This is a genomic window from Halohasta litorea, from assembly GCF_024494645.1.
Taxonomy (GTDB): domain Archaea; phylum Halobacteriota; class Halobacteria; order Halobacteriales; family Haloferacaceae; genus Halohasta; species Halohasta litorea.
Genome location: NZ_JANHDJ010000003.1, coordinates 157,923 through 182,310, shown reverse-complemented (window position 1 = coordinate 182,310; position 24,388 = coordinate 157,923). Strand labels below are relative to the sequence as shown.

Sequence of the window (24,388 nt, the reverse complement as noted above, 5' to 3'; positions counted from 1 at the left end):
TATATGACGGTGTGCTACTGTCGGCCGTGTGTACACTCCTCGTCGCCTGGCAGCTGTTTCCCGACTCGCCGGTCGTCGCCGCCGCCAACCGTGACGAGGCGCTGGGCCGACCCTCGGAGCCTCCCGCTCGGTTCCGCGCGGAGCCGGCCGCCATCGCGCCGCGGGACAGCACCGCAGGCGGGACCTGGATCGGCTACAACCACGAGGGGGTGTTCGTCGCAATCACGAACCGCTGGATCGACCGCGAGGGGGGCCGCTCGCGGGGCAAACTCGTCGCTGACTGTCTCGCACTGCCGTCGGCCACCGCGGCAATCGACCACGTGCGGGCGTCGACCAGTGAGGAAACGTATGCGGGCTTCAACCTCGTCGTCGCGGACGCCGATCGCGCGGTGCTCCTGGAGTGGGACGGCGAGCTCGCGGTCACGGCGTTCGACCCCGGCGTCCACGTCGTCGTCAACGTCGGCGCGGATGGCGCATTCTTCGAACCCGAGGCCCGTCCCGAGGTGGGCCGACAGCAGGCCGCCAACGCAAGCGCCCTCCGGACGGCCCTCGAACCCGAAGACGGCGAGACGGCCAGCGACTGGCTCGACCGGGCGGGCGAGGCACTCGGCGACCACGAGTACGGCGTCTGCGTCCACGGCGACGGCTTCGGCACGCGGTCGGCCTCGCTGATCCAGCTCGAAGACAGCGAGGAGGTGGTCGGCCGCTACTGGTTCGCCGATGGGCCGCCCTGTCGGACCGAGTTCGAACGGGTCGAGCCCGATCGTTGAGGCTCCAGGATGTGGACGTCTTCGGCGTCGAACTGCAGGTCGACTGCGCCCTCCGGCGGTGTCGTTGCAGCCGTCTTCACGACGATCGATCGGTCGTTCCACCGGCAGTGCACGCGGTAGGCGTCCCCGAGGAACTCGACGGTTTCGACTCTCGCTGACAGCGTCGGCGCGTCGGCCCGCTGGCCGTCGGTCACTGACAGTGCTTCCGGGCGAATCGAGACGGTACGGGATTGCCCGGCCGCTCGGTTGCCCCCCTCGGGAAGCGGTACCAGCGTCCCGCCGACGTCGAGGTGTCGGCCGTCGTCGGCAACGTTCCCCTCGAAAACGTTGTTGTCGCCGATGAACTCGGCGACCGCCCGCGAGGCGGGCTGGCGGTACACCGTCTCCGGCGTGTCGACCTGCTGGAGCCGCCCGTTCCGCATGACGGCGATCCGGTCGCTGATCGCCAGCGCCTCGGCCTGATCGTGGGTCACGTACACTGTCGTAATCCCGAGGTCCCGCTGGATGGTTTTGATCTGGACCCGGAGCTCCTTGCGAAGCTGGGCGTCGAGAGCCGACAACGGTTCATCCAACAGCAGCACGTCGGGTTCGGGAGCGAGTGCCCGCGCCAACGCAACGCGCTGTTTTTGGCCACCCGACAGTTGGCCCGGCTCGCGGTCGCTGAATCCCGCAAGGTCGACCAGCTCCAGGAGCTCCGTGACACGCGCCTCGGTGTCGCGGCTCTCCGACAGATCGTGGAACTGCAGCCCGTAGGCGACGTTTTCGGCGACGCTCAGGTGGGGAAACAGCGAGTAGTCCTGGAAGACGATCCCGACGTTCCGTTCCTCGGGTGGCTCGTCGGTCACGTCTTGGCCGCCAAGGGATACACTGCCACGGGAGGGGGTTTCCAGTCCGGCGATCGACCGCAGCAGTGTCGTCTTGCCGCAGCCGGAGGGGCCGACGAGCGTAAAAAACTCCCCGTCGTCGATCGACAGCGAAACGTCGGCGAGGGCTGTGACGCTCCCGAAGTCGACGCCGAGTTCCGTGATTTCGACCGCCGTGTTGTCGGCTCCCTTGCTGTTGCCGTCGGTGGTCGTCATCGCTCCCAGCGCCTCCCCGCGCGATCGATGAAGACGAAGCTAACGATTGTCACGGCCAGCAGGACCGTTCCCATCGCGGTCGCTGGCCCGAGGTTCGGCCCCAGTGAGCGGTTGGCGGTGTAGCGTTCGAGTGCGACCGGCATCGTCGCACTGTCGACGCCCTCGGCTAACAACACTGTCGAGTCGAACTCGCCGATACTGATCGCGAAGGCGAACGCCGCCCCGGCGACCAACGCCGGTACGATCAGCGGGAGTTCGATGTCGACCAGCGCGGTCGACCGCGAGGCTCCCAGCGACCGGGCGGCGTCGACGAGCCGATCGTCGATCCCGCTCAACGCTGGAGTTACGTTCCGTGTAACAAAGGGGTAGGCCGCGACGGCGTGGACCGCGACGATCACAACCGGGCCCGTGATCGTGAGCCGGTGACCGAATGCCGTCGTCCCGAAGACGAGCGTTCGAAGCATCCCAAGCCCGAGGACGATCCCGCTGACAGCCAGCGGCGCGGTCAACAGTGCCTCGGCGAGCCGCGAGCCACGACTCTCCCGGGTGGCCACCACCGAGACGAGCACACCCATCGGGAGTGCCAACAGTAACGCCCCCACCCCGAACAGCAGGGAGTTAGTGATCGCTGCCAGCGGTTGGACCGTCCCGACGGCTGCCGAGGCCTGCTGGGCGATCAAAAAGGCGTAGTAGTCGAGGGTGAACGCTCCGTCCGGCGTTGTTAGGCTCTCTATAACGAGGCTCGCCAGCGGGCCGACGAAAAGGACACCGGCCACGAGGCTGTAGGCCAAGAGGCCGACCCGTCGGGGGTCGACTAGTGATCGCCAGCCGACGAAAAGCGGAGTTCTCGCCCGCGTGCGTCCCTCGCCGTGGGCACTGATCTGGGTGGCCTCGAACCGTAAGTAGACGTAGATCAATCCCAGCGAGAGGGCCGTCTCGATGGCTCCCAGCGTCGCCGCCTCGGCCAGCGCGAGGTTCTGGACGCGGGAAAACAGCCACACCTCGACGGTCGCCAGTTCGAGCCCGCCGAGGGCGAGAACGATCGGGAACGACATGAAGGTAAAAATGAACGTGAGCACTGCCGACGTGAGGACTGCGGGGACGAGCTGCGGGAGCGTCACGTCACGAAACGCTTGCAGTGGCGACGCACCCAGTGTGCGGGCGGTCTCGACGCGCCGGGTGTCGACCGACTCCCAGGCGGCGGTCACCAGCCGTGTCACCAGCGGCGCATTATAAAAGGCGTGGGCGAGGATGATGACCTTCAGCGTCCCCACCAGTTCTAGGGGGCCGAGTCCCACCAGTCCCAGCAGATCGTTGACGACACCGGTGTAGCCGAACATCGCCAGAAAGCCGACTGCGACCAGTATAGAGGGCATAACAAAGGGCAGAATCGTCACCGACCGGAGGAACGCCCGGCCCGGAAACTCGAAGCGTGCCAGCAGGTAGGCCCCCGGGAGCCCGACGGCGACGCTCACGACCGTCGACAGCAGCGCCTGATAGGCCGTAAACCCGAACAGGCCGAACTCTACGCGGGGCATCCCGGCGTCGATCCAGCCTACAACTCCACCCGGCACGCTCGCCGGGTCGGTCACCAGCGAGTGTGCTGCACCGGTATAAAAGGGGTCGCCGAGGACGGCCACGAGCGGGTCGACGGTGAGTCGACCACCGGCGTAGATGGCACTACTGAGGACGCTGCCGACGGGGTAGTAGAACACGGCGACGAGCGTTGCAAGCATGGCGGCGACCCCGACCGGGAGCAGTCGGGACGCCTTGGGGCGCATGGTCAGTTGCTCACGATCTGGCGGGCCCACTCGTCGATCCAGCCGCTGACGTTGCCGACCAGCTCGTCGTAGCTGTAGGTGACGGCCTCGGGCGGTTCGAGGGCGAACTCGCTGAACTCGCCGCCGGGGTCGACACCCTCGACGGCGGGGAACTGGACGTTTCGGGTGGCGATCTCGGCTTGGGCCTCCTCTGTCAGCATGAACGACATGAACTCGCGGGCCAACTCGGGATTGTCGGCGTCGACGAACTGGGCCATTCCTTCGGGGTTGGCATACCCCTGGTCGTTGAGGAAGCCGACCTGATGGCGGGAGGTGTCGACGCCCTCGCCGTTGTAGTACACCTGATCGGTGGAGTAGGAGACGACCATTGGGGCCTCCTCGTCCTGGTAGGCCTCGTAGGCGGTTCCCCAATCAGAGAGGATCTGAACGCCGTTGTCGGCCAGCTCGCTCCAGTAGTCGAGATAGCCGTCGGGGCCTTTCTCGTTGATCGTCCACAGCAGGAACGCCCGGCCAGGATCGGACTGTTGGGCGTTCTGAGCGATCAGCCCGTCTTCGTACTCGGGGTCCAACAGCGAGTCGAAGGTGGCCGGTTCCGCTACTTCGCCCTCGTCGTAGACGAGACTGATGTAGCCCGTATCGTACGGCACGACACGACCGTCGGGGTCGAAGTCCAGATCGGGTTTGACCGCCCCGCTCCCGTCGACTTCGTCGTCCGTTGCGGCGAACAGCGAATCGTCGAGCTGTTCGTCGGCCTGGACGAGCTCGCCCGTGTTGAGGCCGACAAACAGGTCCGCGTCGATCGGTGCGTCCTCCGATCGGCGTTGGATGAACTCGTTGACGCCGGTTTCGGTCGTCTGGAACTCGACGGTCGTTTCGGGATTTTCGGATTCGAACGCGGATTTGAGCCAGTTGCCCGCGGTGTCCTCGCCGGTAAACGAGGAGTAGGCCGCGACAGTCAGTGTTTGGCCCGAGTCCTCGGTTTCACCGATACAGCCCGCCAGTGCAGAGAGTCCCGCCACACTCCCAGCGCCGTGTGTGAGGAACGTCCGTCGCTTCATACTTCGGTGGTTTCACTCGGGAATACTTTAACTACTCGTTGTGTGTCCTATCAGCTGCTCAGAACGATCTCCCCGTGGACGGGGTTCGACCGACGTGTCGATGGGCCATCCCGGTCGTTTCCTAAACTGTTAAACGATTCGCGTCCGGAGTAGGAACATATGAGTGCCGCCGAGATCGAAGACAGTCTCTCTGAAGACGAGTATCGTGGGCTGGAACTGATTCGTGAGACGGGTGGGATTCATCAGAGCGACTTCTGGAAGGAACTCGATGTCTCCTCTCGGAAGGGAAGCCGGATTGCCGAGGCACTGGTCGACTCGGGGCTCATCAAACGCGAGGATACCGTCTACAACGGCCACAACACCTACTATCTCGAACCCGCCGCGCGGGATCTCGACTTCCGACTGTTGATGGCCGGGGATATGCTCTCGCCGTTTATCGGCGAAGAGGAGGTCAACCCCCAGAGCGACTCCTTCTCGCAGTGGCTGATGAACCTGGCCTACGAAGACCACTGATTCGGTTTCGACTTATTCGGTGACGAACCAGCCGGTCCAGTAGAAAAGCAGTGTCCCCATGAGCGTGAGTATCGGAAAAAGAAACACGAACGCCGCCCCTGTCGGGTCCGGGACGAGCAGGGCAAGGGCGAACGCGACAACTCCGCCGTAGACGATGCTGTTCTGCAGTCGTGGACGATCGACCATAATTAGTTATAGAGCAGCTAACAGAACTGTTTTCTCGTCGTTTATAAAATCACGCCGCAGGAGCCGACTACTCGTCGGTGGCGACTTCGCTGCCGATCAGCGCATCGAGGTCGACACGTTCGCCGAGGAGGTCGGCCATCGTCTCGACGGTGCGTCGGTCCCGCGTGCGGCCGCTTCGGACGACCGACTCGGCGCGTTCGACCGCGGTGAGCGTGTCGGTGTTGATCTGGAGCACCGGCGTGTTGGCCTCGGCGGCCCGGCCCAAGATCGCAGGCGAGGGTCGGTGGCCCCCGGTCAGAATGAGGCATTTGACGCCCGAGGCTTCCAGCGCGGCGGTGTGGATGTCCGAACGGTCGCCCCCGGTGATGACTGCCGCATCGCGAGCCCGCCGGAAGTAGCGCAGTGCCTCGTCGCCACCCATCGCGCCGACGAGGAACCGCTCGACGACCGCGTCGGTCTCGATGTCGGTCAGCGTGTCCGCGCCGAGCTCGTCGGCAAGATCGGCGATACTGACACCCGCGAGATCGGTCTCCTGTGGGACCGCACCGAAGACCTCGATCCCACGGCTTTCGAGGAACGGGATCACGTCGCTGTTGAGCTCTTCGAAGGCGGTGTCGGCGATCCGGTTGAAGACGATGCCAGCGAGGTTCTCGCCGAGGTCGTCGACCGCCGCCAGAATGCCGTCGATGTCGGCTGGCTGGGTGTAGTCGGCGACTAACACCACGTTGGCATCGAGCAGTTCGGCGATGTCGGCGTCGGTGAGGTCGACGATGCCGCCCGTGGTGAGCGAGCCGCCGCCCTCGACGACCATGAGGTCGCGTCCCTCGGCGAGGCCGTCGAACTGGGTTCGGATCTGCTCGCGGAGTTCGGCGGGGTCCTCGCGGCCGCGCATTGCGCCGTCGATGAACGTCGGCGAGTAGACGACGGGTTCGAGCTCGTGCATCTCGGCGTCGAGATCCAGGAGCTCCCGTGCCAGCATGGGGTCCTCGTCGAGCGTTTTGCCGACGTTGCTCTGCAGGCGGGTGCCTTTCGGTTTCATGTAGCCGACCGACTGGCCGCGCTCGTGGGCGATCGTCGCCAAGGCGAGGGCGATGGCGGTCTTGCCGGTGCTTTCCTCGGTTGCGGTGATGAGTAGCGTGTTCATAGTTCTTCAGGGTCGACGGTGAGTCTGATATCGACGGCATCGACGCCGTCGGGCGTTGCGACCAGCGGGTTGATGTCGAACTCCATGATCGCCGGGAAGTCCGCGACCAGCTGCGAGAGCCGCTGGATGGTCTCGACGATCCCGTCGACATCGGCCGGATCCCGTCCTCGTGCACCACGTAGGAGCGGCGCTGTCTTGATTTCTTCTGTCATTTCACGGGCTTCCGGCTCCGAGAGCGGTGCGACCCGGAAGGTCGTATCTTCGAGGACCTCCACGAAAATCCCGCCCAGCCCGAACATCATCAGCGGGCCGAACTGCGGATCACGGTTCATCCCGACGATGGTTTCGGTCCCAGCATCGAGGTCCGACATCTCCTGGACCTGTACGCCGAGCAGATTGGCGTCGGGCTGGTAGTTCCGCGCCCGGGTGATCAGGTCCTCGAAGGCGTCCGGGACCTCCTCGTCGGCGACACCGACTTTGACGCCGCCGATGTCGGATTTGTGGAGAATGTCGGGGGAGACGATCTTCATGACGACGTCGCCCTCGATCCGCTCGGCGACCTCGCGGGCGTCTTCGGGCGAGTCGACGATCTCGCTGTCGGGCATCGGAATCCCGTAGGCTTCCAGAAGGCCCATCGCTTCGACGCCGAGGCGGTTGTCCGAGCGCTCTTCGACGCGTTCGAGGATCTCGCGAGCCGCCTCGCGGTCCACGTCGAAGTCCGCGGGTGCCTCGTACTCGCGGTTCTGGATGCCGCGGTACTCCCACAGCGAGTCGAGCGCGCCGATAGCGCGTGAGGGATCGAAGTAGTTCGGGATCCCGGCGTCGCTGAGAATTTCGGCGGAGGCATCGACGCTTTCGCCACCCATGAAGCAGGCCGCCACGGGTTTGCCGTGTTTCTCCCGCATCTTCACGGTCTCTTCGGCCAACTGCTCGTAGTCGAGGACTGCCGTGGGGCAGGACAGCACCATCGCCGAGCCGACGTTGTCGTCGGCCAGAGCGATGTCCAGCGCATCGGCGAACCGATCGACGTCGGCGTCGCCGACGATGTCGACCGGGTTGTAGATGTTCCCTTCAGGCGGTAACTGCTCGGAGAACTCGTCGAGGGTCTCCTGGCTGAACGTCGCCATCTCCAGGTCGGAGTCGCCGATGGCGTCGGTCGACATTACGCCCGGGCCACCCGCGTTGGTGATGACCGCGATGTCGTTGTTCTCGGGGACGGGCTGGTTGGCCAGCATCTGGGCGGCGTCGAAGAGGTCCTGGACCGACTCGGCCCGCAGGACGCCCGCCTGATCGAGCCCGGCCTCGTAGGCCTGCTCGGAGCCAGCGATGGTTCCGGTGTGTGAGGACGCTGCTTGTGCGCCCGCGTCGGTTCGCCCGGATTTCACGAGGACGATCGGCGTATCCTGGGTGACCTCGCGGGCGGTGTCGATAAAGTCACGACCCTCGGAGATCCCCTCCAGATAGCCGATGATGACATCGGTGTCCGGATCTTGGCCCCAGTGGTCGACGAAGTCGGTCTCGTCCAACACTGCTTTGTTGCCCAGCGAGGCGACGTCCTTGAAGCCGACGTCCTCGTCGTTGGCCCAATCCAGGACCGCTGTGATGAACGCCCCCGACTGGCTCATAAAGGACATCGAGCCGGGTTCGGGGCTCTCCGGCCCGAAACTGGCGTTCATCCCGTTGGAGGTCGACATGATGCCCAAACTGTTCGGCCCGACGAGATCCAGGTCGTACTCCGCGGCGATCTCTTTGAGTTCCTGTTCGCGGCTCGCGCCGTCGCCGCCGGTCTCGCCGAACCCGGCAGTGATGACCACAACGTTCGTCACGCCCGCCTCGCCCGTCTGTTCGAGGGCGGGAATGACGATCTTCGGCGGGACGACGATCACGGCCATATCGGCGTCGGCCTTCCCGATCTCGTCGACACAGGGGAGATCCAACACCTCATCATAGTTGGGGTTGACCGGGACGACCGTCCCATCGTACTCCGACACCAGATTACTGGTGACGGCCCGTCCGATCGACCCCTCGCGTGCGGTCGCACCGACAACTGCGATGCGTTCCGGCGCGAATAGCTCGGTTAGGGTTCCCATCGTCCGTATATACCCCACCGACGTTCTTAAAGTACGGTGTGCCGGATCTGACATGGTGATTGATATATCATCTCACCCGTGATTGTTCGTTATATTTAGTCGCCGAGTGCGTGTAGCTGTGGATGGCAATGGGGCAGTGGACAAGTCATCAGGTACTCGCCTACGAGCGGGGATATAATAACTCGAACACTCTATTTGAGCCAGATTAATAAAATAAGGATCTTAGATAATAGTATTTTTATTGGTAGAGCTATTAGACAGGGTATGAACCTGACTCGGCGGACCGCGATCAAGAGTGGTGCTGGCACGCTGGCACTCGGTGGGTTGGCTGGCTGTCTCGACGACGTGGCCGGTGGCCAAGGGGAGTTCGACTCGGCGTACGCAGCCTTCTTCGCGCTCTGGGATTGGTCCCAAGCAGTTGCCGGAGACGAAGCGACGATCGAGAACCCGGTCGACTTCGGCCAGTTGGGCCACGGCTGGGAGCCCGACGGCGATCTCCCGCGGGAGGTCGCCTCGACCAACGCCTTCGTGTATCTCGATACGCCGGAGTTCTCGTGGGCCCAGGATCTCGCCTCGACGCTCGAAGCCGACTACGAGACTGTCGCAGCCATCGACGCCCTCGACGGCCTCGAATCGCGGATGATCGAAAGTGGCCACGACCACGAGGGCGAAACCGACCAACACGAGGGGGACACGCACCAGGAAGACGACGAACAGCACAACGAGACCGACGACGAACAGCACAACGAGACCGACGACGAACAGCACAACGAGGGGATGGATGAACAGCACGACGGGGAGATGGGCGAACAGCACGATGAGCCAATGGACGGCGAGGTCGACCGCGGCCAGCTCGATCCCCACGTCTGGGTCGACCCCGTGCTCGCCCAGGAGATGGTCGAGACTATCGCCACAGGGTTCGCCGAGATCGACCCCGACAACAGCGAGAGCTACGAGTCCAACGCGGCCGCCTACAACGAGCGACTCGCCGAGCTCGATTCGCAGTTCCAGGAGCTCCTCGACGACGCCGAGCGGTCGACGGTCGTTCTCGCTACGCACTCGTCGTTCGCCTATATCGAAGCCCGATACGGGTTCGACATCCACACTGTCGCCGGGATCTCACCGGATGCGAGTCCTTCCCAAACGGAGATCTCCGAGACGCTCGACCTCGTCGACGAAAGTGGGATCGACGTGATCCTGTATGACCGCTTCGAGTCCGACCGACTCGCCAACACGATCGTCGAGAACAGCAACAGCGCAACCGAGACGATGGCAGTCACCGCCGGAGCCGGAACGCTCAGAGAGTGGGCCGACAACGACTGGGGGTTCATCGACCAGATGCAACAGGTCACGCTCCCGGCGTTCCGCCAGGCCCTCGGCGCGGAGTAAGAAATGAACATACTAAACACGCTGCTGGCCAACCCGTCACTGTACACACCGTGAATCCGGTCATCAGTCTCGATTCGGTGACGTTCGCCTACGGGGAGACTCCCGCCGTCAGCGACATCACTCTCGACGTCGAGGCCGGGGAGTTCCTCGGCCTCATCGGCCCCAACGGCTCGGGCAAGACGACGCTGTTGCATCTCATGTTGGGGCTCCACGACCCTGACAGCGGGAGCGTCGAGCTGTTCGGCGAGCCAGTGAGCGAGTTCGACGACGGCCACCGCATTGGCTACGTTTCCCAGCAGTCGACCAGCCAGTCGGGGTCGATGCCCGTCACCGTCCAGGAGAACGTTACCATGGGCCGGTTCGCCCACGTCGGCCACTCGCGGCTGTCGGCCCACGACTACGAGACGGTCGACGACGCTCTCGAAACCGTCGGCATCGCCGATCTGGCCGACCGCCGGATGAGCGATCTCTCGGGCGGCCAGCGCCAGCGGGCCTACATCGCCCGCGCGCTCGCAAGTGAAGCAGACCTGCTGGCACTCGATGAGCCGACCGTCGGCGTCGACGCCGAATCCCGCGATGCGTTTTATCAACTCCTGGATGATCTCAACGCCGACGGGATCACGATCATCCTGATCGAACACGATATCGGCGTCGTCACCGACCGCGCCAACCGCATCGCCTGTATCAACACCGAACTCTTCCACCACGGCGACACCGAATCCTTCGTCGACAGCGAGGCCCTCACGGAGGCCTACGGCGTCTCGGGTCGCGTCGTCCACCACGATCACTAATGAGCACCGACACATCTCCCACCGACAGCACCGCACCCACCGCCGCAGACGGCACTCCCTCGGGGCCGCTGGGTCGGCTCCGCACCCGAGGGACGACCCGCGAAACGGTCGAACTCCTCGCCCTCGGGATCGTCGGCCTGCTCGCAGTCGTGATGCTCGGCTTTATCGGACTCTACTGGCTCCAGGAGCTGCCGTATGCGTCGACCGCCTACGAGCAGTTCCGGATCGCTGGGCGGCTCCTGGACCTCTCCCTCGGCACGAACGTCTTTAAGCATCCATTCATGTGGCAGTCACTGTCGACGGGCGTCCTCATTGGGATCGTCGCCCCGCTCGTCGGGAGCTTCCTCGTCCACCGCGAGATGGCGCTGATCGGCGAAACGCTGGCGCATGCCGCCTTCGCGGGCGTCGCGGTGAGCCTCCTTTTCAATGCCGTGACGGGCTGGGACGGCTCGCTGCTGTTCGGCGCGCTCATCGTCGGGGTCATCGGCGCGCTGGGCGTCCAGTGGCTCGCCGACCGGACCGACACCTACGGCGACGTGCCGATCGCGATCATGCTCAGCGGGAGTTTCGCCCTGGGGACGCTGCTGATCAGCTACGGTCGCGGCCTGACGGGGATCAGCATCGAGGGGTACCTGTTCGGGAGTCTCGCGGTGGTAACCGTTGACGGCGCGCGCATGATGGCGATCTTGAGCGTCCTCGTCGTCGCCGGAGTGCTGTTCAACTACAAGCAGTTGCTCTTCATCACGTTCGACGAGCAGGCCGCCCGCGTCGCCCAGCTGCCGGTCAACAGCTACAACACGCTGCTGGTCGTGATGACAGCGGTCGTCGTCGTCGGGGCGATGCAGGTGCTGGGCATCATTCTGGTCGCCGCGATGCTCGTCGTGCCGGTGGCGGCGGCCTCACAGATCGCCGTCTCCTTCCGGGAGACGATGTATCTCTCGGTCATCTTCGGGGAGACGGCGATCCTCGCGGGCTTCGCCTTCTCGATCGCGATGAGCCTGCCGTCGGGTGGCTCGATCGTGATGGCCGGGATCGTGATCTATCTCTTGGCGATTGCGCTCTCGAAAAACGGTGTTACTGCGATGTCGACGCGCTGAGTCGCGGTTCGATCCGTCGGATCGGGTTGCTGGCCGAGTTAGTGGTCGTGACCCATCGCTTCGGCCAGCGGCATCCCGAAGCGGTCCTCGAAGAGTTCCTCCATCGTCTCGTTGATGTCGACGAGATCCGACGGCGTCTCGCCCTGCGAGTGGTGGACCAGCGCGTGGGAGTGCTGGGCGAGCGCCTGCACCACGATATCGCTGATGACCTGTGTCGGCTCCTCGCCCTGTTCGGCGAGGGTGTCGACCAAGCCCGCGGGCAGTTCGACGTCTTCGGTATCGCCGCTCGGTCCCTCGATGGTGTAGGTTTCCGTTTCGACCATACCCCACGGTCGCGATACTGCCATAAGTGACTGTGGAATTCGCCGCCCGATTCTCGTGAAGGTATAAGAGTCCCCCGTCCGAACCCGTTGGCGTGGATACGATCGTCGTCAGTACGGTGATTTACGAGGCCCCCGAGACGGTCTACGAGGTGCTCCTGGATTTCCCCCGCTATGCGCGATATTCGGAGTACCTCACCGGCGTCGACACCCTCCAGGGCGACGGCGGGGTCGGCACCCAGTATGCGCTCAACTTCGCGTGGTGGAAACTGAAATACACGGCTCACTCGGAGGTCGTCGACGTCGACCCGCCCGAAAAGATCGACTGGCGGGTGATCAAGGATCTCAACGCCAACGGCCACTGGCGCGTCGAGGAACGCGAAGAGCTACCCGCGGACGCACCCGACGATGCTACGATCGCCTGTGACGTCGACCTGCGGATCGATTTCGACCCGGAGTCGGCCGACGGTAGTGCGGTGAACCTCCCGACGCTCGTCTCGTGGGGCTGGGTACTCAAGAAGGTGATCCCGCTGATCAAAAACGAGGCCGAGCGCGTCGTCCAGCGTGCGGTGGCCGACGTCGAGGGTCGGCGACGCGAGGACGTCGAATTCTCGGTGCAGGTCGACTCCGAATATCTCTAATCCGGATCGGCTCCGAGATTCCGGGCCGGTTCTGGGGGTGTGTGGAGTGATTTACTATCTATTTCAGTTACTGACGCGACTGCATTTCGTAGAGCTTGGCGTAGGAGCCCGTTTGCTCCAGGAGTTCCTCATGAGTGCCGGATTCGACAATCTGGCCGTCATCAAGCGTGTGGATTCGATCGGCGTTCCGCACGGTCGAGAGCCGGTGGGCGATCGCGATAATGCCGACCTCACGATCCATTGATTCGATCGACGCCTGGAGGTCACGCTCCAGGCCGGAGTCAAGATCGCTCGTCGCCTCATCCAAAACGAGGAAGTCGGCGTCGGTCAGCAGCGCACGGGCGACGGCGATCCGCTGGCGCTGGCCGCCCGAGAGCCGGACGCCGTCATCGCCGAGCTGTGAGTCGTACCCGTTCGGCAGTTCGTCGAGGAACTCCTCGACCATGGCGATCTCACAGACCCGTTCGACATCTCGGCGGGTGGCTTCGCGGTTGCCGATCGTGATGTTGCGTTCGAGGGTATCGTCGAAGATGAACGGCCGCTGCCGGACGACCGCGATCCGTCCGCGCCACTGGTCGAGATCGAACTCGTCGATCGGGATGCCGTCGGCAGTGATCTCGCCGTCGTCGGGGTCGTAGAGCCGCGCGAGCAGCGAGACGATCGTCGACTTCCCGGCTCCAGATTGGCCGACAAAGGCGACGAACTCGCCGCGGGAAACACCGAAGGAGACACCATCGAGGACACGCTCTTCGTCGGTGTATCCGAACTCGACGTTCTCAAACGAGATCTCGTCGACCGACGACACCGGCCGGTCACCGCTTGCCTCCTGTCGATCGTCGAGTCGATCGAGGAACTCATGGGTGCGGACGAGATGGGATAGCGCTCCCTCAAGGCTGTACAGTTGGCTGTTGAGCGTACTCACTCGCGGGGCCAGCTGGAACATGGCGATGAGGAAGATGCCGAGTTCGCCGAGTTCGAGGCCCGAAAAGACGAACCCGACGTAGATCAGCACGAAGATGGTGACCGCAGCCGCCAGCTGGTAGAAGTTGGTGATCGCCGCCTCGTTCCGCGAGATGGCGACTTCGGAGGTACGGAACTGGTCGATCGCGTTTTGGAAGTTCTCGAAGAGCTCTTCGGACATCCGGAAGAGCTTGACGTCGCGAATGCCCTGTGTCCCCGCCTGTACTGCAGTCTGGACCCGCTCGTTGGCCTCCGCAACGCGCGTGCCGACGGTGACCGCTGGTTCGATCCCGACCCGAAGCACGAGGGTGATCGTCCCCAGTAAGCCGACCGCCAGCCCGGTCATCAACGGTGTGATGTACACCATTACGGCGAGATACATCCCGACCAGAAACAGTCGCTCCATGGTCGCTACGCCCTTCTCGATCACTTGCCCGGAGAACCGCGTTTCAGTGATGATCGCGTTGAGGATGTCGTCGGAGCCCTCCGCATCGAAGTAGCCGACACGGGCCCCAAGCGCGTCATCGAAGGCGCGGGTCCGTAGTGCTGCCTCGTAGGCTGTGGCGAGATACGCCTTTAGCCACGCGACGAGAAACGACAGCGTGTACCGGACCGTCATTACGGCCGTCACGCCGACAAGCAGATAGCCGAGTTCGAACGGGATGCCGAGCAGGTCGTAGATCCGGAGGAACGTCTCCAACACCGGGCCGCCACTGTCGACCGGGCCCTCGGCCTGTGCGACCTCGATGATCGGGTGAATAAACCCGAGGCCGACGCCTTCGAGGGCAGCAACGAAGCCACCAAGTATGATGAGGCCCGCAGTAAACGTCGGCCGGTAGCTGGCAACTCGCCGGAGGGCCGCCAACTTCTCGCCCCACGTGAGATCTTCGTGGTCGGTGCTGTCGGTCATTACCAGTGGCTACAGTAGCGTATGTAAAACGACTGCGGAACGAAACAGGTTCTCACCACGTTAATCCTTCATACACGATCCCATCACGACGTTCGATACAGCGTCGACCATCCACTACAACTGGTGTCGACATCGTATTGAACTCCTCGTCGAGCTCGCTGAACTCCTCCCAGTCGGTGACTACTGCCACGCCATCGGCTCCCGTGAGCGCCTCGGCGGCCGTCTCGGCGTACTCGATATCGGGGAACCGGTCGGCCATCTGCTCGGCCGCAACGGGATCGTACGCGACGATATCGGCACCGCCTGCTTGCAGCGCGTCGATCACGGGAATCGCCCGCGAGTTCCGAATGTCGTCGGTGTCCGGTTTGAACGCGAGCCCAAGCACGGCAATTCGGGCTCCCTCAAGATCGACGTGCTCCTGGAGGGCCGCTACCAGTCGGTCGGGCTGTCGGTCGTTGACCGTCACGGCGGCTTCGAGCATGGCTGGTTCGTATCCCTCGCTTTTGGCGGCGGCGATGAGTGCGTTGACGTCTTTCGGGAAACAGGAGCCGCCCCAGCCGACACCGCTTCTGAGGAACTGCTCGGAGATCCGGTCGTCGAGGCCGATCGCGTCGGCGACCTCGTAGGCATCGAGGCCGAACTCCTTGCAGATGTTCCCCAGATCGTTGATCAGACTGATTTTCGAGGCGAGAAAGGCGTTGTTGGCGTACTTGATCATCGCTGCGGTCTCGGGATCGGTGTCGACGATCGGCATCTCAGAGTCGAGAAGTGGTTCGTAGACGGCTGTGAGCCGGTCGGTTGCCCACTCGGAGTCCGTGCCGACGACGAGCTTGTCGGGGTCCTGGAAGTCCGAAACCGCTGTCCCCTCTCTGAGGAACTCGGGATTGGTTGCGATGTCGATGGCTGCATTGTCGTTGGATCCCGAACGGATCGCCGGTTCGAGTACCGCTCGGATACTCGGCGGAGTGACGGTGCTTTTGATGACGACAAGATGCCGGTTGCTCTTTTGGGCAAGTGCTTCGCCGGTCGCTTTGGCCGCCGCTTCAAGGCCTGCAAGGTCGATACTGCCGTCGGCGTTTGAGGGCGTGCCGATCGCCAGGAAGGTGATATCCGTTTCGGGGACTGCATCGTAGCTTGTCGAGGCAGTGAATCGACCGCCAGCGTGTTTGGCGATGAGCTCATCGAGGCCCGGTTCGCTGATCGGTGCCTCGCCACCGTTGAGCGTGTCGACGATCCCTTGGTCGATGTCGATCGCCGTCACTGTATGGCCCATTTCGGCGAAACACGCCGAAACCGTCGTCCCCACATAGCCGCTCCCGATGACGGTGATATGCATTGTATGAGGTGTTTGGGGAGGTGAGTATGAACGTTCTGATACTGTAACGAATTATACAACGATGAGAAAGTCTTTGTACTCTGATTAGTTTCTTCTGTGTATGCAAGCAGTTGTACTCGCTGCCGGGAAGGGCACGCGGCTTCGCCCACTCACCGAGGACAAACCGAAAGGGATGGTCGAAGTCGACGGCCAGCCGATCCTCACCCACTGTTTCGACCAACTCGTCGACCTCGGGGCGGACGAACTCGTCGTGGTCGTCGGCTATCTCAAAGAAGTGATCATTGATCACTACGGTGATGAGTACGAGGGCATTCCGATCACCTACGCCCACCAGCGCGAACAAAAGGGTCTCGCTCATGCTCTGCTGAGCGTCGAAGAACACATCGACGACGACTTCATGCTGATTCTCGGCGACAACATCTTCGAGGCTAACTTGGAGGATGTCGTTCGTCGCCAGCGAGAGGATCGTGCGGATGCGGCGTTCTTGGTCGAGGAAGTCGACTGGGAGGACGCCTCCCGGTACGGTGTCTGTGATACAAACAAGTACGGCGAAATCACGGATGTCGTCGAGAAACCTGAAGAGCCGCCATCGAATCTCGTGATGACTGGCTTCTATACGTTCACCCCCGCGATCTTCCACGCGTGTCATCTGGTCCAGCCCTCGAACCGCAACGAGTACGAGATCAGTGAGGCGATCGATCTGTTGATTCGCTCGGGGCGAACGATTGATGCGATCGGACTCGATGGCTGGCGGATGGATATCGGCTATCCGGAGGATCGAGATGAGGCTGAGCGACGGCTACAGGAAAAAAGAGAGTCCAAAGAAATAGCATCTGCTGATAACTAACAGCTATTCGACAGTCACGCTTTTGGCGAGGTTCCGCGGTTTGTCGATGGGTCGACCCAGCGCATTGGCCAGATAGTACGAGAACAACTGTAGTTGGATGTTGGCGAGAACAGGAGCCGCCCGTTCGTCAGTTTCTGGAATCATGAGCGTCTCATCAGCGATCTCGGCGGCGTCGGATTGGCCATCCGTGACCGCAATTACCGGTGCCCCACGAGCTTGGACTTCCTTGATATTGCCGAGCGTCTTCCGGGCACGCTCGTCGTCACCAGTGACAACTGCGAACACCGGCGTGTCGGGCGTCACGAGCGCAAGCGGGCCGTGTTTGAGTTCGCCCGCCGGGAACCCCTCGGCGTGTTCGTAGCTGATCTCTTTGCATTTGAGTGCGCCTTCCAGGGCGACCGCGACGTTCGTCCCGCGGCCGATGAAGAAGTAGGCCTCGCTGTCGGCATACTCTTCGACGAGCTCTTCGGCGGCCGAGGTATCCAGGATCGACTGGACATCGTCCGGCAGATTCCGAAGCGACTCGATGAGCGGGCGGAGATCCCGTGGCCCATCGACCAGCTCCTCGGCGAGTAGATTACACCCCACGAGCTGCGAAGAAAAGGTCTTGGTCGCGGCGACCCCGATTTCTGGTCCGGCGCGGATGTAGACCGCGTGATCACACTCACGGGCGGCCGTCGAGTTGACCGTGTTTGTGAGCGCGAGTGTGCTGACACCGCGGCCTTTGGCATCCCGGAGCGCGGCGAGCGTGTCGGCTGTTTCGCCGCTCTGGGTGATGCCCACGACGAGCGTCCCCAGCGAGACGGGCGGCGGCGACAGCGCGTACTCGCTGGCGAGATACGTTTCGGCCGGAATCCCCATCTCTCGGAGGATCGCCGCGCCGTAGAGGGCAGCGTGATAGGAGGTCCCGCAGGCGACGAACTGGACCGCGTTCGGTTGTGGAATTCCATCGATCTCCTCCAGTGTCACTGTGCCTTCGAGGGCGTCGCTGCGGCCGGAGAAACACTGCCGGAGTGCAGTCGGCTGTTCGTGGATCTCTTTGAGCATATAGTGGTCGTAGCCACTCTTCCCGGTGGCTTCGGCCGTATAGGAGACGGTCTCGATCTCGACGTCGACCGGCTCGCGATCCCCGTCGAGTACGGTGTAGCCGTCGGCTGTGGCGATCACCCGGTGGCCGTCGTTAAGGAAGACGACATCGCGGGTGTGTTCGACGAACGCTGGCACGTCGCTTGCCAGATAGGTACAGCCATCGCCGACACCGACGACGAGTGGCGAGCCCTGTCGAGCAGCATAGACGGTCTCGCTGCCCTCGATAATCGCTGCGATGGCGTAGCTGCCCTCCAAGCGGTCGACCGTGTCGTGGAAAGCGGTTTCGGGGTCGGCACCGGCGTCGATCGCTTGGGCGATCAGGTGTGGGACGACCTCGGTGTCGGTGTCGCTGGTGAAGGTAACACCCGTTGCTTGGAGGTCGGCCTTGAGTTCGCCGTAGTTTTCGATAATGCCATTGTGGACCACAGCGACCCGACCGGTCTCGTCGGTATGTGGGTGGGCGTTTCGATCATTCGGTGGGCCGTGGGTGCTCCAGCGGGTGTGGCCGATCCCGTAGGTGCCGGTCGGCCCGTTGGCCTCGACGACCTCCGTGAGCGCGTCGAGTTCGCCGGACTTGCGGAGGACCTCCATTGAGGGACCGACGGCGATCCCGGCCGAATCATAGCCGCGGTATTCGAGGCTCCGCAGCCCGTCCATCAGGACGTCGACAGTGTGGTCGCCGCGGCCGATACAGCCGACGATCCCACACATCAGCGGACCACCTCGCTGCCGGCATCGATACGGCCGCGGACGACGACGCCGGTTCCGACTGTTGCTTCGGGGCCGATTAGGGCTCCTGGTTCAAGCGTCGCACCGCCACCGACGTCGACACGGTCGGCGATCACACCGCCGAGGTCGACGTCGCTGTAGACTTGGTCGTCCAGGACGACATCGGCTGGGCCACCCCCGGCGGTGAGTCCGGCACCGATCACACAGCCCTGTCCGGCGACCAGTTCGATTGCAGTAGTGTTGGGGCCGATAGTGGTGTCGGTGTCGATGACGACATCACGGAGGACTGATCCCGAGCCGATTGTCGAACTCGCGCCGATGGCGGCGTAGGGGCCGACGACTGCTCCGGGCTCGATCACGGCGTCGCTGTCGACGACGACTGGGCCAACTAACGTCGCCTCGGGGTGGACGTGTGCGGCGTCGTCGACGTAAATGTCACTGTCGACGGCTGGGGCGTCGACCCACCCCCGGGTGAGCAGTTCCCGGGACAACGACAACAGGTCCCATGGGTGGGTCGCATCCATCCAGAAATGGTCGGTCCGAACGGCACGAATGTCGTAACGGTCGCCGATCAACTGCTGGATAGCGGCGGTCAGCGGGAGTTCACCACGCTCGACTGACAGCGTATCGAGCGTTTCGAAGATCTGTTGGGTGAACGCGTACACCCCAGCGTTGAATAACCGAAAATCGCCGCTGGCGGGCTGTTCGATGAGTTCCGTCACCTCGTCGCCGTCGAGATGGACCGCACCGTAGTCGACTGCTTCGGGCCCCTCGACGACCGCCAGCGTCCCGGCGGTCTCGTGGGCATCACCGACCGCTTCGACGATCCGATGGTCGATGATCTGGTCGCCGTTGACGAGTAGAAACGACCCGTCGGGCCCATCCCGAGCCTGGAGCAGCGCGTGGCCGCTCCCGAGTTGGTTGTCCTGTGTATGGTAGGTAATCGGAACATCACGGTAGGTCGGTCCGAAATGTGATCGGACCCGATTGGCTTGGTAACCGACGACGAGATGGATGTCGTCGACGCCAGCATCGATCAGCGCATTGAGAACGTGTTCGAGAATCGGGCGTGTTCCGGCCGGGAGCATCGGTTTCGGCCGGTTTGCCGTCAGGGGGCGAAGCCGTATTCCCTCGCCGGCGGCCAACACGATTGCTGAGTGCGGGCGGCTGGCAGATGAAGATGGTGTATGTGGCATTTGGACAGTGGTATCTGCGGTGATTTAAGTTCTGTTTGAAGTGAGTCGGGTTCAAGTACTGCTTTATTCGTCGCGCTGCTCCGAAAGGTGTTCCCAGATCTCCGTACAGCCCGCACCATCCGGCAGTTCGGACAGATATGTTTCCTCGGTTTGTTCCCGCCCTTTTTGGTTACTCATATTCTGAGTAAAGTTGTGTAGGGGTGAAATATAAAACTTTTGCGTAACACCATCTACTTATCCGTTGCACGAGGACGGCCTACTATGTCCGATTCCGTCGATGCGTTCTTTTCAAAGCTTGATCTTACCGAGTACGAAGAAGCGGCACTCGAAGAACTATTATTGCTCGGTCGAACGACTGCCCCCGATCTCGCCGAAGCGACGGGCATACCGAAAGCACGGATCTACGGTGTCCTCGACTCGCTGTCGGAAGCCGGATTCGTGAAAGTGATTCCTGGACGCCCGAAACAGTACCAGCCGCACGACCCAAGCGAAATCGTCGACCGTGCGATTACGAACCGACAAGACGCCTACGAACAGTTCAAACACGATGTCGACCGCGTTGCCGAGTCGTTCATCGACTCCTACACACCGGTCCAGGATCGGTCGGTTGATGAACTGAGTCCGACGGAAGATCTGTTCCACGTGGTCGACGTCGGCGAGCCGAGCGAGCGTGAGACACGGCGGCTATTGCGGGAAGCCGATCAAAAGGTCTGTATGCTCACTAAGAGTTTCGGGTATATTGAAACCGTCGGGCCTGCTATGCGAGAGGCCGTCGATCGCGGCGTGATAATTAACATTCTCATGCTCTCTCAAGAACACCTCACTACGGAAAACAGCCGTCAACAACAGGAGATTCGATCAGTACTCGCCGAACAGTTCCCGTCGGTAACTGTTCGGGTCACCGATCGAGTCCTGCCGTGGCGGGGGACGTTCGTTGATCCGGATCTCCACTACGAGACGGGACAAGGGCTGTTGCTCGTCGAGCAGGAGGAAGTTCCGAACCATCTCCGACAGGCTGCTGTCACCGAAAACCCGGCGTTCGTTGCCGGATTGTGGCAGTATTTCGATCTCCTCTGGAACCACGAGAGCCGATCCGTCGGCTCGGTGTGAGTACCTGTCTGGTATCTGAGATCACTGTCTGGATTGTTCCGCTGTTCTTCACTGCTGAGGAGCGTACTTCGAACGTTCTGCTCACCGCGAACCAGAATATCCCGAGTAGATTACCGTACGGTCCGGATTTCATTATTGAGAGACAGAACACAATACATTTATAATTGGTTACTCAAATTCTGAGTAACGATGTCTGTACTACTTACCGGTGCCGACGGGTATCTGGGCTGGCCGACTGCACTCCGACTGGCAGATCGACTCGACGAGCGTGTCATCTGCGTCGACAACTTCGCACGACGCGAATGGGTCGCGGAATCGGGGAGCGTTTCGGCGACGCGAATCGAGGAGCCGGAAGACCGGTTCGAATCCGTCGAGAATTTGAGTCTCATCGAGGGCGACCTTGCTGACCGCGATTTCGTCATCCAACTGCTCGACACCCACGAGCCCGATACCGTCCTGCACGCGGCCTCACAGCCGAGTGCGCCCTACTCGTCGATCAACGGCGAGCGCGCACTGTATACTCAGCGGAACAATATCTCGATGAATCTTAACCTCCTCCACGGCCTCCATGAGTGTGGACTCGACGAGACACACTTCATCGAAACCACGACGACCGGGATTTACGGAGCACCTCACTTCCCGATTCCCGAAGGTGGTCTATCGGTCGACCGCGAGGGCGGCAGCGACGATGTACCGTTTCCGGCGATGGGCGGTAGCTGGTACCACCAGACGAAGTCGTTCGATGCAGCGAATATGCGACTCGCCGAGTCGCAGTTCGAGTTCCCGATGAGTGAGGTTCGCACCGCGATCGTCTACGGAACTGAAACCGACGAAACTCGTGCTCACGACAGCCTGACACGATTCGACTTCGACTACTACTTCGGGACCGTCGTCAACCGGTTCTGCGCGCAGGCGGTCGCTGGCTACCCGATCACCGTCTACGGCAAGGGTGAACAGCGGAAACCGATGGTCAGTCTCGAAGACACCGTCGAGAGCCTCGTCCGACTCGTCGAGGAGGGTCACTCCGGCGACGACGGGATCGACATCTACAATCAGGTGACCCGTCCCGTGGCAATCGTCGAACTCGCCGAGACGATCGCCGAGGTCGGCGCGGAGTTCGATCTCGATGCCGAGGTGAAACACTATGAGAACCCACGCAACGAGGACGAAGAGCACAAAATGAAGATGGAAAACGATCGGTTTCTCGAACTCGTTGGGGGACAACGTCAAGAGTTGGAAGCAGGTATTCGCGACGTTCTTGGGACACTCGTCGAGGAACAAGATCGGATCGCCGCCCACGAAGACCGGTTCCTCCCTGGCGTGTTGACCGATGAGTAACACTCGAGTACTCGTCACGGGTGGCTGTGGATACATCGGCAGTGCGCTCGTTCCATCTCTGCTCGATGACTCTCGCGTCGACGAAGTCGTCGTGTTCGATTCGCTGGTCACGGGATCGCCAGCAAACCTCGCTGGGAGCGTGACGGATGCACTGACGTTCCGCCGTGGAGATGTCCGCGAGTATGGTGATGTCGAAAGCGCGACACGAGATGTCGACGCGGTGATTCATCTCGCGGCGATTACTGGCGCGGCCTCGACCCACGATCGACGTGCCGAGACATTCGCGGTCAACCGCGACGGGACCGAAAACGTGCTCACCGCGGCCGGGAAGTTCGGTATTGACAACGTCGTCGTCGCATCCTCGTGTAACAACTACGGGCGTGCGGCAAGCACGGACATCGACGAGGAAACGCCGCAGAACCCCCTCAACCCCTACGCGGAGTCGAAAGTCGCCGCCGAGGAACTGCTTGGCGAGGCTGTCGACGAGTACGGGTTCGACGGCACCGCACTCCGGATGAGCACCAACTACGGCTGGTCACCCGGCGTTCGGTTCAACCTCGTGGTGAACCACTTCGTGTTCCGTGGACTCACTAACCGACCGCTGACGGTCTACGGCGACGGGAGCAACTGGCGACCGTTTATTCACGTTCGTGATGCCGCCCGTGCTTATGCTCACGCCGCGCTGGAACCGGACCAGTGGCCACAGCAGGTGTACAACGTCGGCTCGAACGATGCCAACTACCGTATCTCGGAAATCGCCGAAATCGTCCGCGAGGAACTCAACCGCGAACTGAACGTGACGTATCTCGAAGACGAACATCCCGGTCCGTCCTACCACGTCAACTTCGATCGGCTCGACGAAACAGGCTTCGAGCCCGAATGGACGCTTCGAGACGGGATTCGAGATATGGCTGACGAACTACAATCCAAGAAGGCTGTTAACGTATGACTGAATATGCCGATACGGAGACGGACGCACCGATCGACGACCCGACGATCGCGATCACCGGCGCGGCCGGCTACATCGGGAGTCGTGTCATCGTCGAGATGCAGGAGGCTCACCCGGAGTGGGAGCTGATCGCTATCGACAACCAGTACCGCGGGCAGGTCGACTCGGTCGGCGATGTCGAGATCGACCACGTCGACGTTCGGAACCGGGATTGGCTGGAGGATGCGCTTGCGGGTGCGGATGTCGTCTGCCATCTCGCGGCGATTAGTGGTGTCGACGACTGCGAGGAGAACGCCGATCTCGCTTATGAGGTGAACATTCAAGGAACGAATAACGTCGCGTGGTTCTGCCGGAAAAACAGTGCTGCAATGGCGTTTCCGTTTAGTATGGCTGTGCTTGGTGATCCCCAGTCGTTCCCTATTACCGCCGACCAGCCGCGGGACCCGCTCAACTGGTACGGTCGAACGAAGGCGATCAGCGAGCGGACGATCGAGGGGTTCGCCGAGGGTGCGTTCCCGGCGCATCTGTTTTTGAAATCGAATCTGTATGGCGAGCATGAGGTCGACGGGACGACTGTTCGGAAGCCGACAGTGATCAATTTCTTCGTCGACCGTGCGCTTGCTGGCGAGCCGCTGACCGTGTACGAACCAGGGACACAGGCACGGAACTTTGTTCACGTTGTCGATGTCGCACGGGTATATGTACGGAGTGCCGAACGGCTGTTAGAGCAGCTGGAGAGCGGTATTACCGGTACGGAGACCTATGAGGTCGCAGGTGAGGAGGATATGAGTGTGCTGTCGGTTGCGGAGGTCGTTCGTGAGGCAGCCGCGGACGAACTCGGAACGGAGGTCGACGTAGAACTCGTCGAGAATCCACGAGCGGCCGAGACGATGGTCGAGGAGTTCGGTGTCGACATATCTAAAGCACGAAACAACCTCTATTGGGTTCCGAAATATTCGGTATCCGAATCGATAAACCAATTGTTCACCGATGAAGAATACGGATTGTCAAGAGACTAGCTGTGGATATTACCGGAATGATACTGAATGAGATCATGTACTACCT

General features: G+C 62.1%; 22 protein-coding genes. 11 read left to right on the top strand and 11 right to left on the bottom strand.

Features of this window, described 5'->3' with window-relative positions:
- Window positions 1-26: 26 nt before the first annotated feature.
- Window positions 27-770 carry an NRDE family protein gene (locus tag NO877_RS09280; RefSeq protein ID WP_256396057.1) on the top strand — a complete coding sequence of 248 codons (744 nt, stop codon included), beginning with the start codon at window positions 27-29 and terminating at the stop codon, window positions 768-770.
- Here NO877_RS09280 and NO877_RS09275 read toward each other — a convergent pair.
- The 3 genes from NO877_RS09275 to NO877_RS09265 are packed head-to-tail and all read right to left on the bottom strand — an operon-like array spanning window position 707 to window position 4,688.
- The gene (locus NO877_RS09275; RefSeq protein WP_256396056.1) at window positions 707-1,849 is read right to left on the bottom strand and encodes an ABC transporter ATP-binding protein; all 1,143 of its coding nucleotides are present in this window, start codon (window positions 1,847-1,849) and stop codon (window positions 707-709) included. The two genes, NO877_RS09280 and NO877_RS09275, sit on opposite strands and share 64 nt — an antisense overlap.
- Complete coding sequence (locus NO877_RS09270) at window positions 1,846-3,630, bottom strand: ABC transporter permease (protein ID WP_256396055.1); 1,785 nt, start codon at window positions 3,628-3,630, stop codon at window positions 1,846-1,848. The genes NO877_RS09275 and NO877_RS09270 overlap by 4 nt, the downstream gene beginning before the upstream one ends.
- Window positions 3,631-3,632: 2 nt before the next feature.
- Complete coding sequence (locus tag NO877_RS09265; protein WP_256396054.1) at window positions 3,633-4,688, bottom strand: thiamine ABC transporter substrate-binding protein; 1,056 nt, start codon at window positions 4,686-4,688, stop codon at window positions 3,633-3,635.
- A 159-nt stretch (window positions 4,689-4,847) separates the two neighbouring features.
- On the opposite strand from NO877_RS09265, the gene NO877_RS09260 reads away from it, so the two are divergent.
- Complete coding sequence (locus NO877_RS09260; protein WP_256396053.1) at window positions 4,848-5,201, top strand: helix-turn-helix transcriptional regulator; 354 nt, start codon at window positions 4,848-4,850, stop codon at window positions 5,199-5,201.
- Between the two features lie 12 nt (window positions 5,202-5,213).
- On the opposite strand, the gene NO877_RS09255 is transcribed toward NO877_RS09260, so the two are convergent.
- The 3 genes from NO877_RS09255 to NO877_RS09245 form a co-directional block, all read right to left on the bottom strand.
- Complete coding sequence (locus NO877_RS09255) at window positions 5,214-5,387, bottom strand: hypothetical protein (RefSeq protein WP_256396052.1); 174 nt, start codon at window positions 5,385-5,387, stop codon at window positions 5,214-5,216.
- Between the two features lie 67 nt (window positions 5,388-5,454).
- Entirely contained in the window at window positions 5,455-6,531 is a 1,077-nt protein-coding gene (locus NO877_RS09250) for a phosphotransacetylase family protein (RefSeq protein WP_256396051.1), read from the bottom strand.
- The gene (locus tag NO877_RS09245) at window positions 6,528-8,621 is read right to left on the bottom strand and encodes an acetate--CoA ligase family protein (RefSeq protein ID WP_256396050.1); all 2,094 of its coding nucleotides are present in this window, start codon (window positions 8,619-8,621) and stop codon (window positions 6,528-6,530) included. The genes NO877_RS09250 and NO877_RS09245 overlap by 4 nt, the downstream gene beginning before the upstream one ends.
- 264 nt (window positions 8,622-8,885) lie before the next feature.
- Between NO877_RS09245 and NO877_RS09240 the strand changes: the two genes are divergently transcribed.
- Genes NO877_RS09240 through NO877_RS09230 form a run of 3 tightly spaced genes read left to right on the top strand, consistent with a single transcriptional unit; the run spans window position 8,886 to window position 11,898 of the window.
- Window positions 8,886-10,010 carry a metal ABC transporter solute-binding protein, Zn/Mn family gene (locus NO877_RS09240; protein ID WP_256396049.1) on the top strand — a complete coding sequence of 375 codons (1,125 nt, stop codon included), beginning with the start codon at window positions 8,886-8,888 and terminating at the stop codon, window positions 10,008-10,010.
- A 50-nt stretch (window positions 10,011-10,060) separates the two neighbouring features.
- Entirely contained in the window at window positions 10,061-10,801 is a 741-nt protein-coding gene (locus NO877_RS09235; RefSeq protein ID WP_256396048.1) for a metal ABC transporter ATP-binding protein, read from the top strand.
- A complete protein-coding gene (locus tag NO877_RS09230; protein WP_256396047.1) occupies window positions 10,801-11,898 on the top strand; it encodes a metal ABC transporter permease in 1,098 nt (365 codons plus the stop codon). Before NO877_RS09235 ends, NO877_RS09230 begins: the two co-directional genes overlap by 1 nt.
- A 38-nt stretch (window positions 11,899-11,936) precedes the next feature.
- Here NO877_RS09230 and NO877_RS09225 read toward each other — a convergent pair whose 3' ends face one another.
- On the bottom strand, window positions 11,937-12,221 hold the full coding sequence (locus NO877_RS09225; RefSeq protein ID WP_256396046.1) for a DUF7545 family protein: 285 nt from the start codon (window positions 12,219-12,221) through the stop codon (window positions 11,937-11,939).
- A gap of 92 nt (window positions 12,222-12,313) precedes the next feature.
- On the opposite strand from NO877_RS09225, the gene NO877_RS09220 reads away from it, so the two are divergent.
- Window positions 12,314-12,859 carry a type II toxin-antitoxin system RatA family toxin gene (locus tag NO877_RS09220; protein WP_256396045.1) on the top strand — a complete coding sequence of 182 codons (546 nt, stop codon included), beginning with the start codon at window positions 12,314-12,316 and terminating at the stop codon, window positions 12,857-12,859.
- A gap of 67 nt (window positions 12,860-12,926) precedes the next feature.
- Here NO877_RS09220 and NO877_RS09215 read toward each other — a convergent pair whose 3' ends face one another.
- Both NO877_RS09215 and aglM read right to left on the bottom strand, forming a co-directional pair.
- Window positions 12,927-14,729 (bottom strand): ABC transporter ATP-binding protein, encoded by a 1,803-nt coding sequence (locus tag NO877_RS09215; RefSeq protein WP_256396044.1) that lies wholly within the window; start codon window positions 14,727-14,729, stop codon window positions 12,927-12,929.
- Window positions 14,730-14,781: 52 nt separating this feature from the next.
- Window positions 14,782-16,065, bottom strand: coding sequence for a UDP-glucose 6-dehydrogenase AglM (gene aglM / locus NO877_RS09210; protein ID WP_256396043.1), 1,284 nt, complete (start codon window positions 16,063-16,065; stop codon window positions 14,782-14,784).
- Between the two features lie 100 nt (window positions 16,066-16,165).
- Between aglM and aglF the strand changes: the two genes are divergently transcribed.
- Window positions 16,166-16,912: a UTP--glucose-1-phosphate uridylyltransferase AglF gene (aglF, locus tag NO877_RS09205; RefSeq protein ID WP_256396042.1), complete on the top strand. Its 747-nt coding sequence runs from the start codon at window positions 16,166-16,168 to the stop codon at window positions 16,910-16,912.
- Between the two features lie 3 nt (window positions 16,913-16,915).
- On the opposite strand, the gene glmS is transcribed toward aglF, so the two are convergent.
- Both glmS and NO877_RS09195 read right to left on the bottom strand, forming a co-directional pair.
- Window positions 16,916-18,712, bottom strand: coding sequence for a glutamine--fructose-6-phosphate transaminase (isomerizing) (gene glmS / locus NO877_RS09200; RefSeq protein ID WP_256396041.1), 1,797 nt, complete (start codon window positions 18,710-18,712; stop codon window positions 16,916-16,918).
- The gene (locus tag NO877_RS09195; protein WP_256396040.1) at window positions 18,712-19,926 is read right to left on the bottom strand and encodes a sugar phosphate nucleotidyltransferase; all 1,215 of its coding nucleotides are present in this window, start codon (window positions 19,924-19,926) and stop codon (window positions 18,712-18,714) included. The genes glmS and NO877_RS09195 overlap by 1 nt, the downstream gene beginning before the upstream one ends.
- Before the next feature lie 261 nt (window positions 19,927-20,187).
- Between NO877_RS09195 and NO877_RS09190 the strand changes: the two genes are divergently transcribed.
- The 4 genes from NO877_RS09190 (at window position 20,188) to NO877_RS09175 (ending at window position 24,342) form a co-directional block, all read left to right on the top strand.
- Window positions 20,188-21,036: a TrmB family transcriptional regulator gene (locus tag NO877_RS09190; protein WP_256396038.1), complete on the top strand. Its 849-nt coding sequence runs from the start codon at window positions 20,188-20,190 to the stop codon at window positions 21,034-21,036.
- 189 nt (window positions 21,037-21,225) lie between these two features.
- Window positions 21,226-22,374 (top strand): NAD-dependent epimerase/dehydratase family protein, encoded by a 1,149-nt coding sequence (locus NO877_RS09185; RefSeq protein WP_256396037.1) that lies wholly within the window; start codon window positions 21,226-21,228, stop codon window positions 22,372-22,374.
- Window positions 22,367-23,323 carry an NAD-dependent epimerase/dehydratase family protein gene (locus NO877_RS09180; protein ID WP_256396036.1) on the top strand — a complete coding sequence of 319 codons (957 nt, stop codon included), beginning with the start codon at window positions 22,367-22,369 and terminating at the stop codon, window positions 23,321-23,323. Before NO877_RS09185 ends, NO877_RS09180 begins: the two co-directional genes overlap by 8 nt.
- A complete protein-coding gene (locus tag NO877_RS09175; protein ID WP_256396035.1) occupies window positions 23,320-24,342 on the top strand; it encodes an NAD-dependent epimerase/dehydratase family protein in 1,023 nt (340 codons plus the stop codon). The genes NO877_RS09180 and NO877_RS09175 overlap by 4 nt, the downstream gene beginning before the upstream one ends.
- Window positions 24,343-24,388 lie beyond the last annotated feature (46 nt).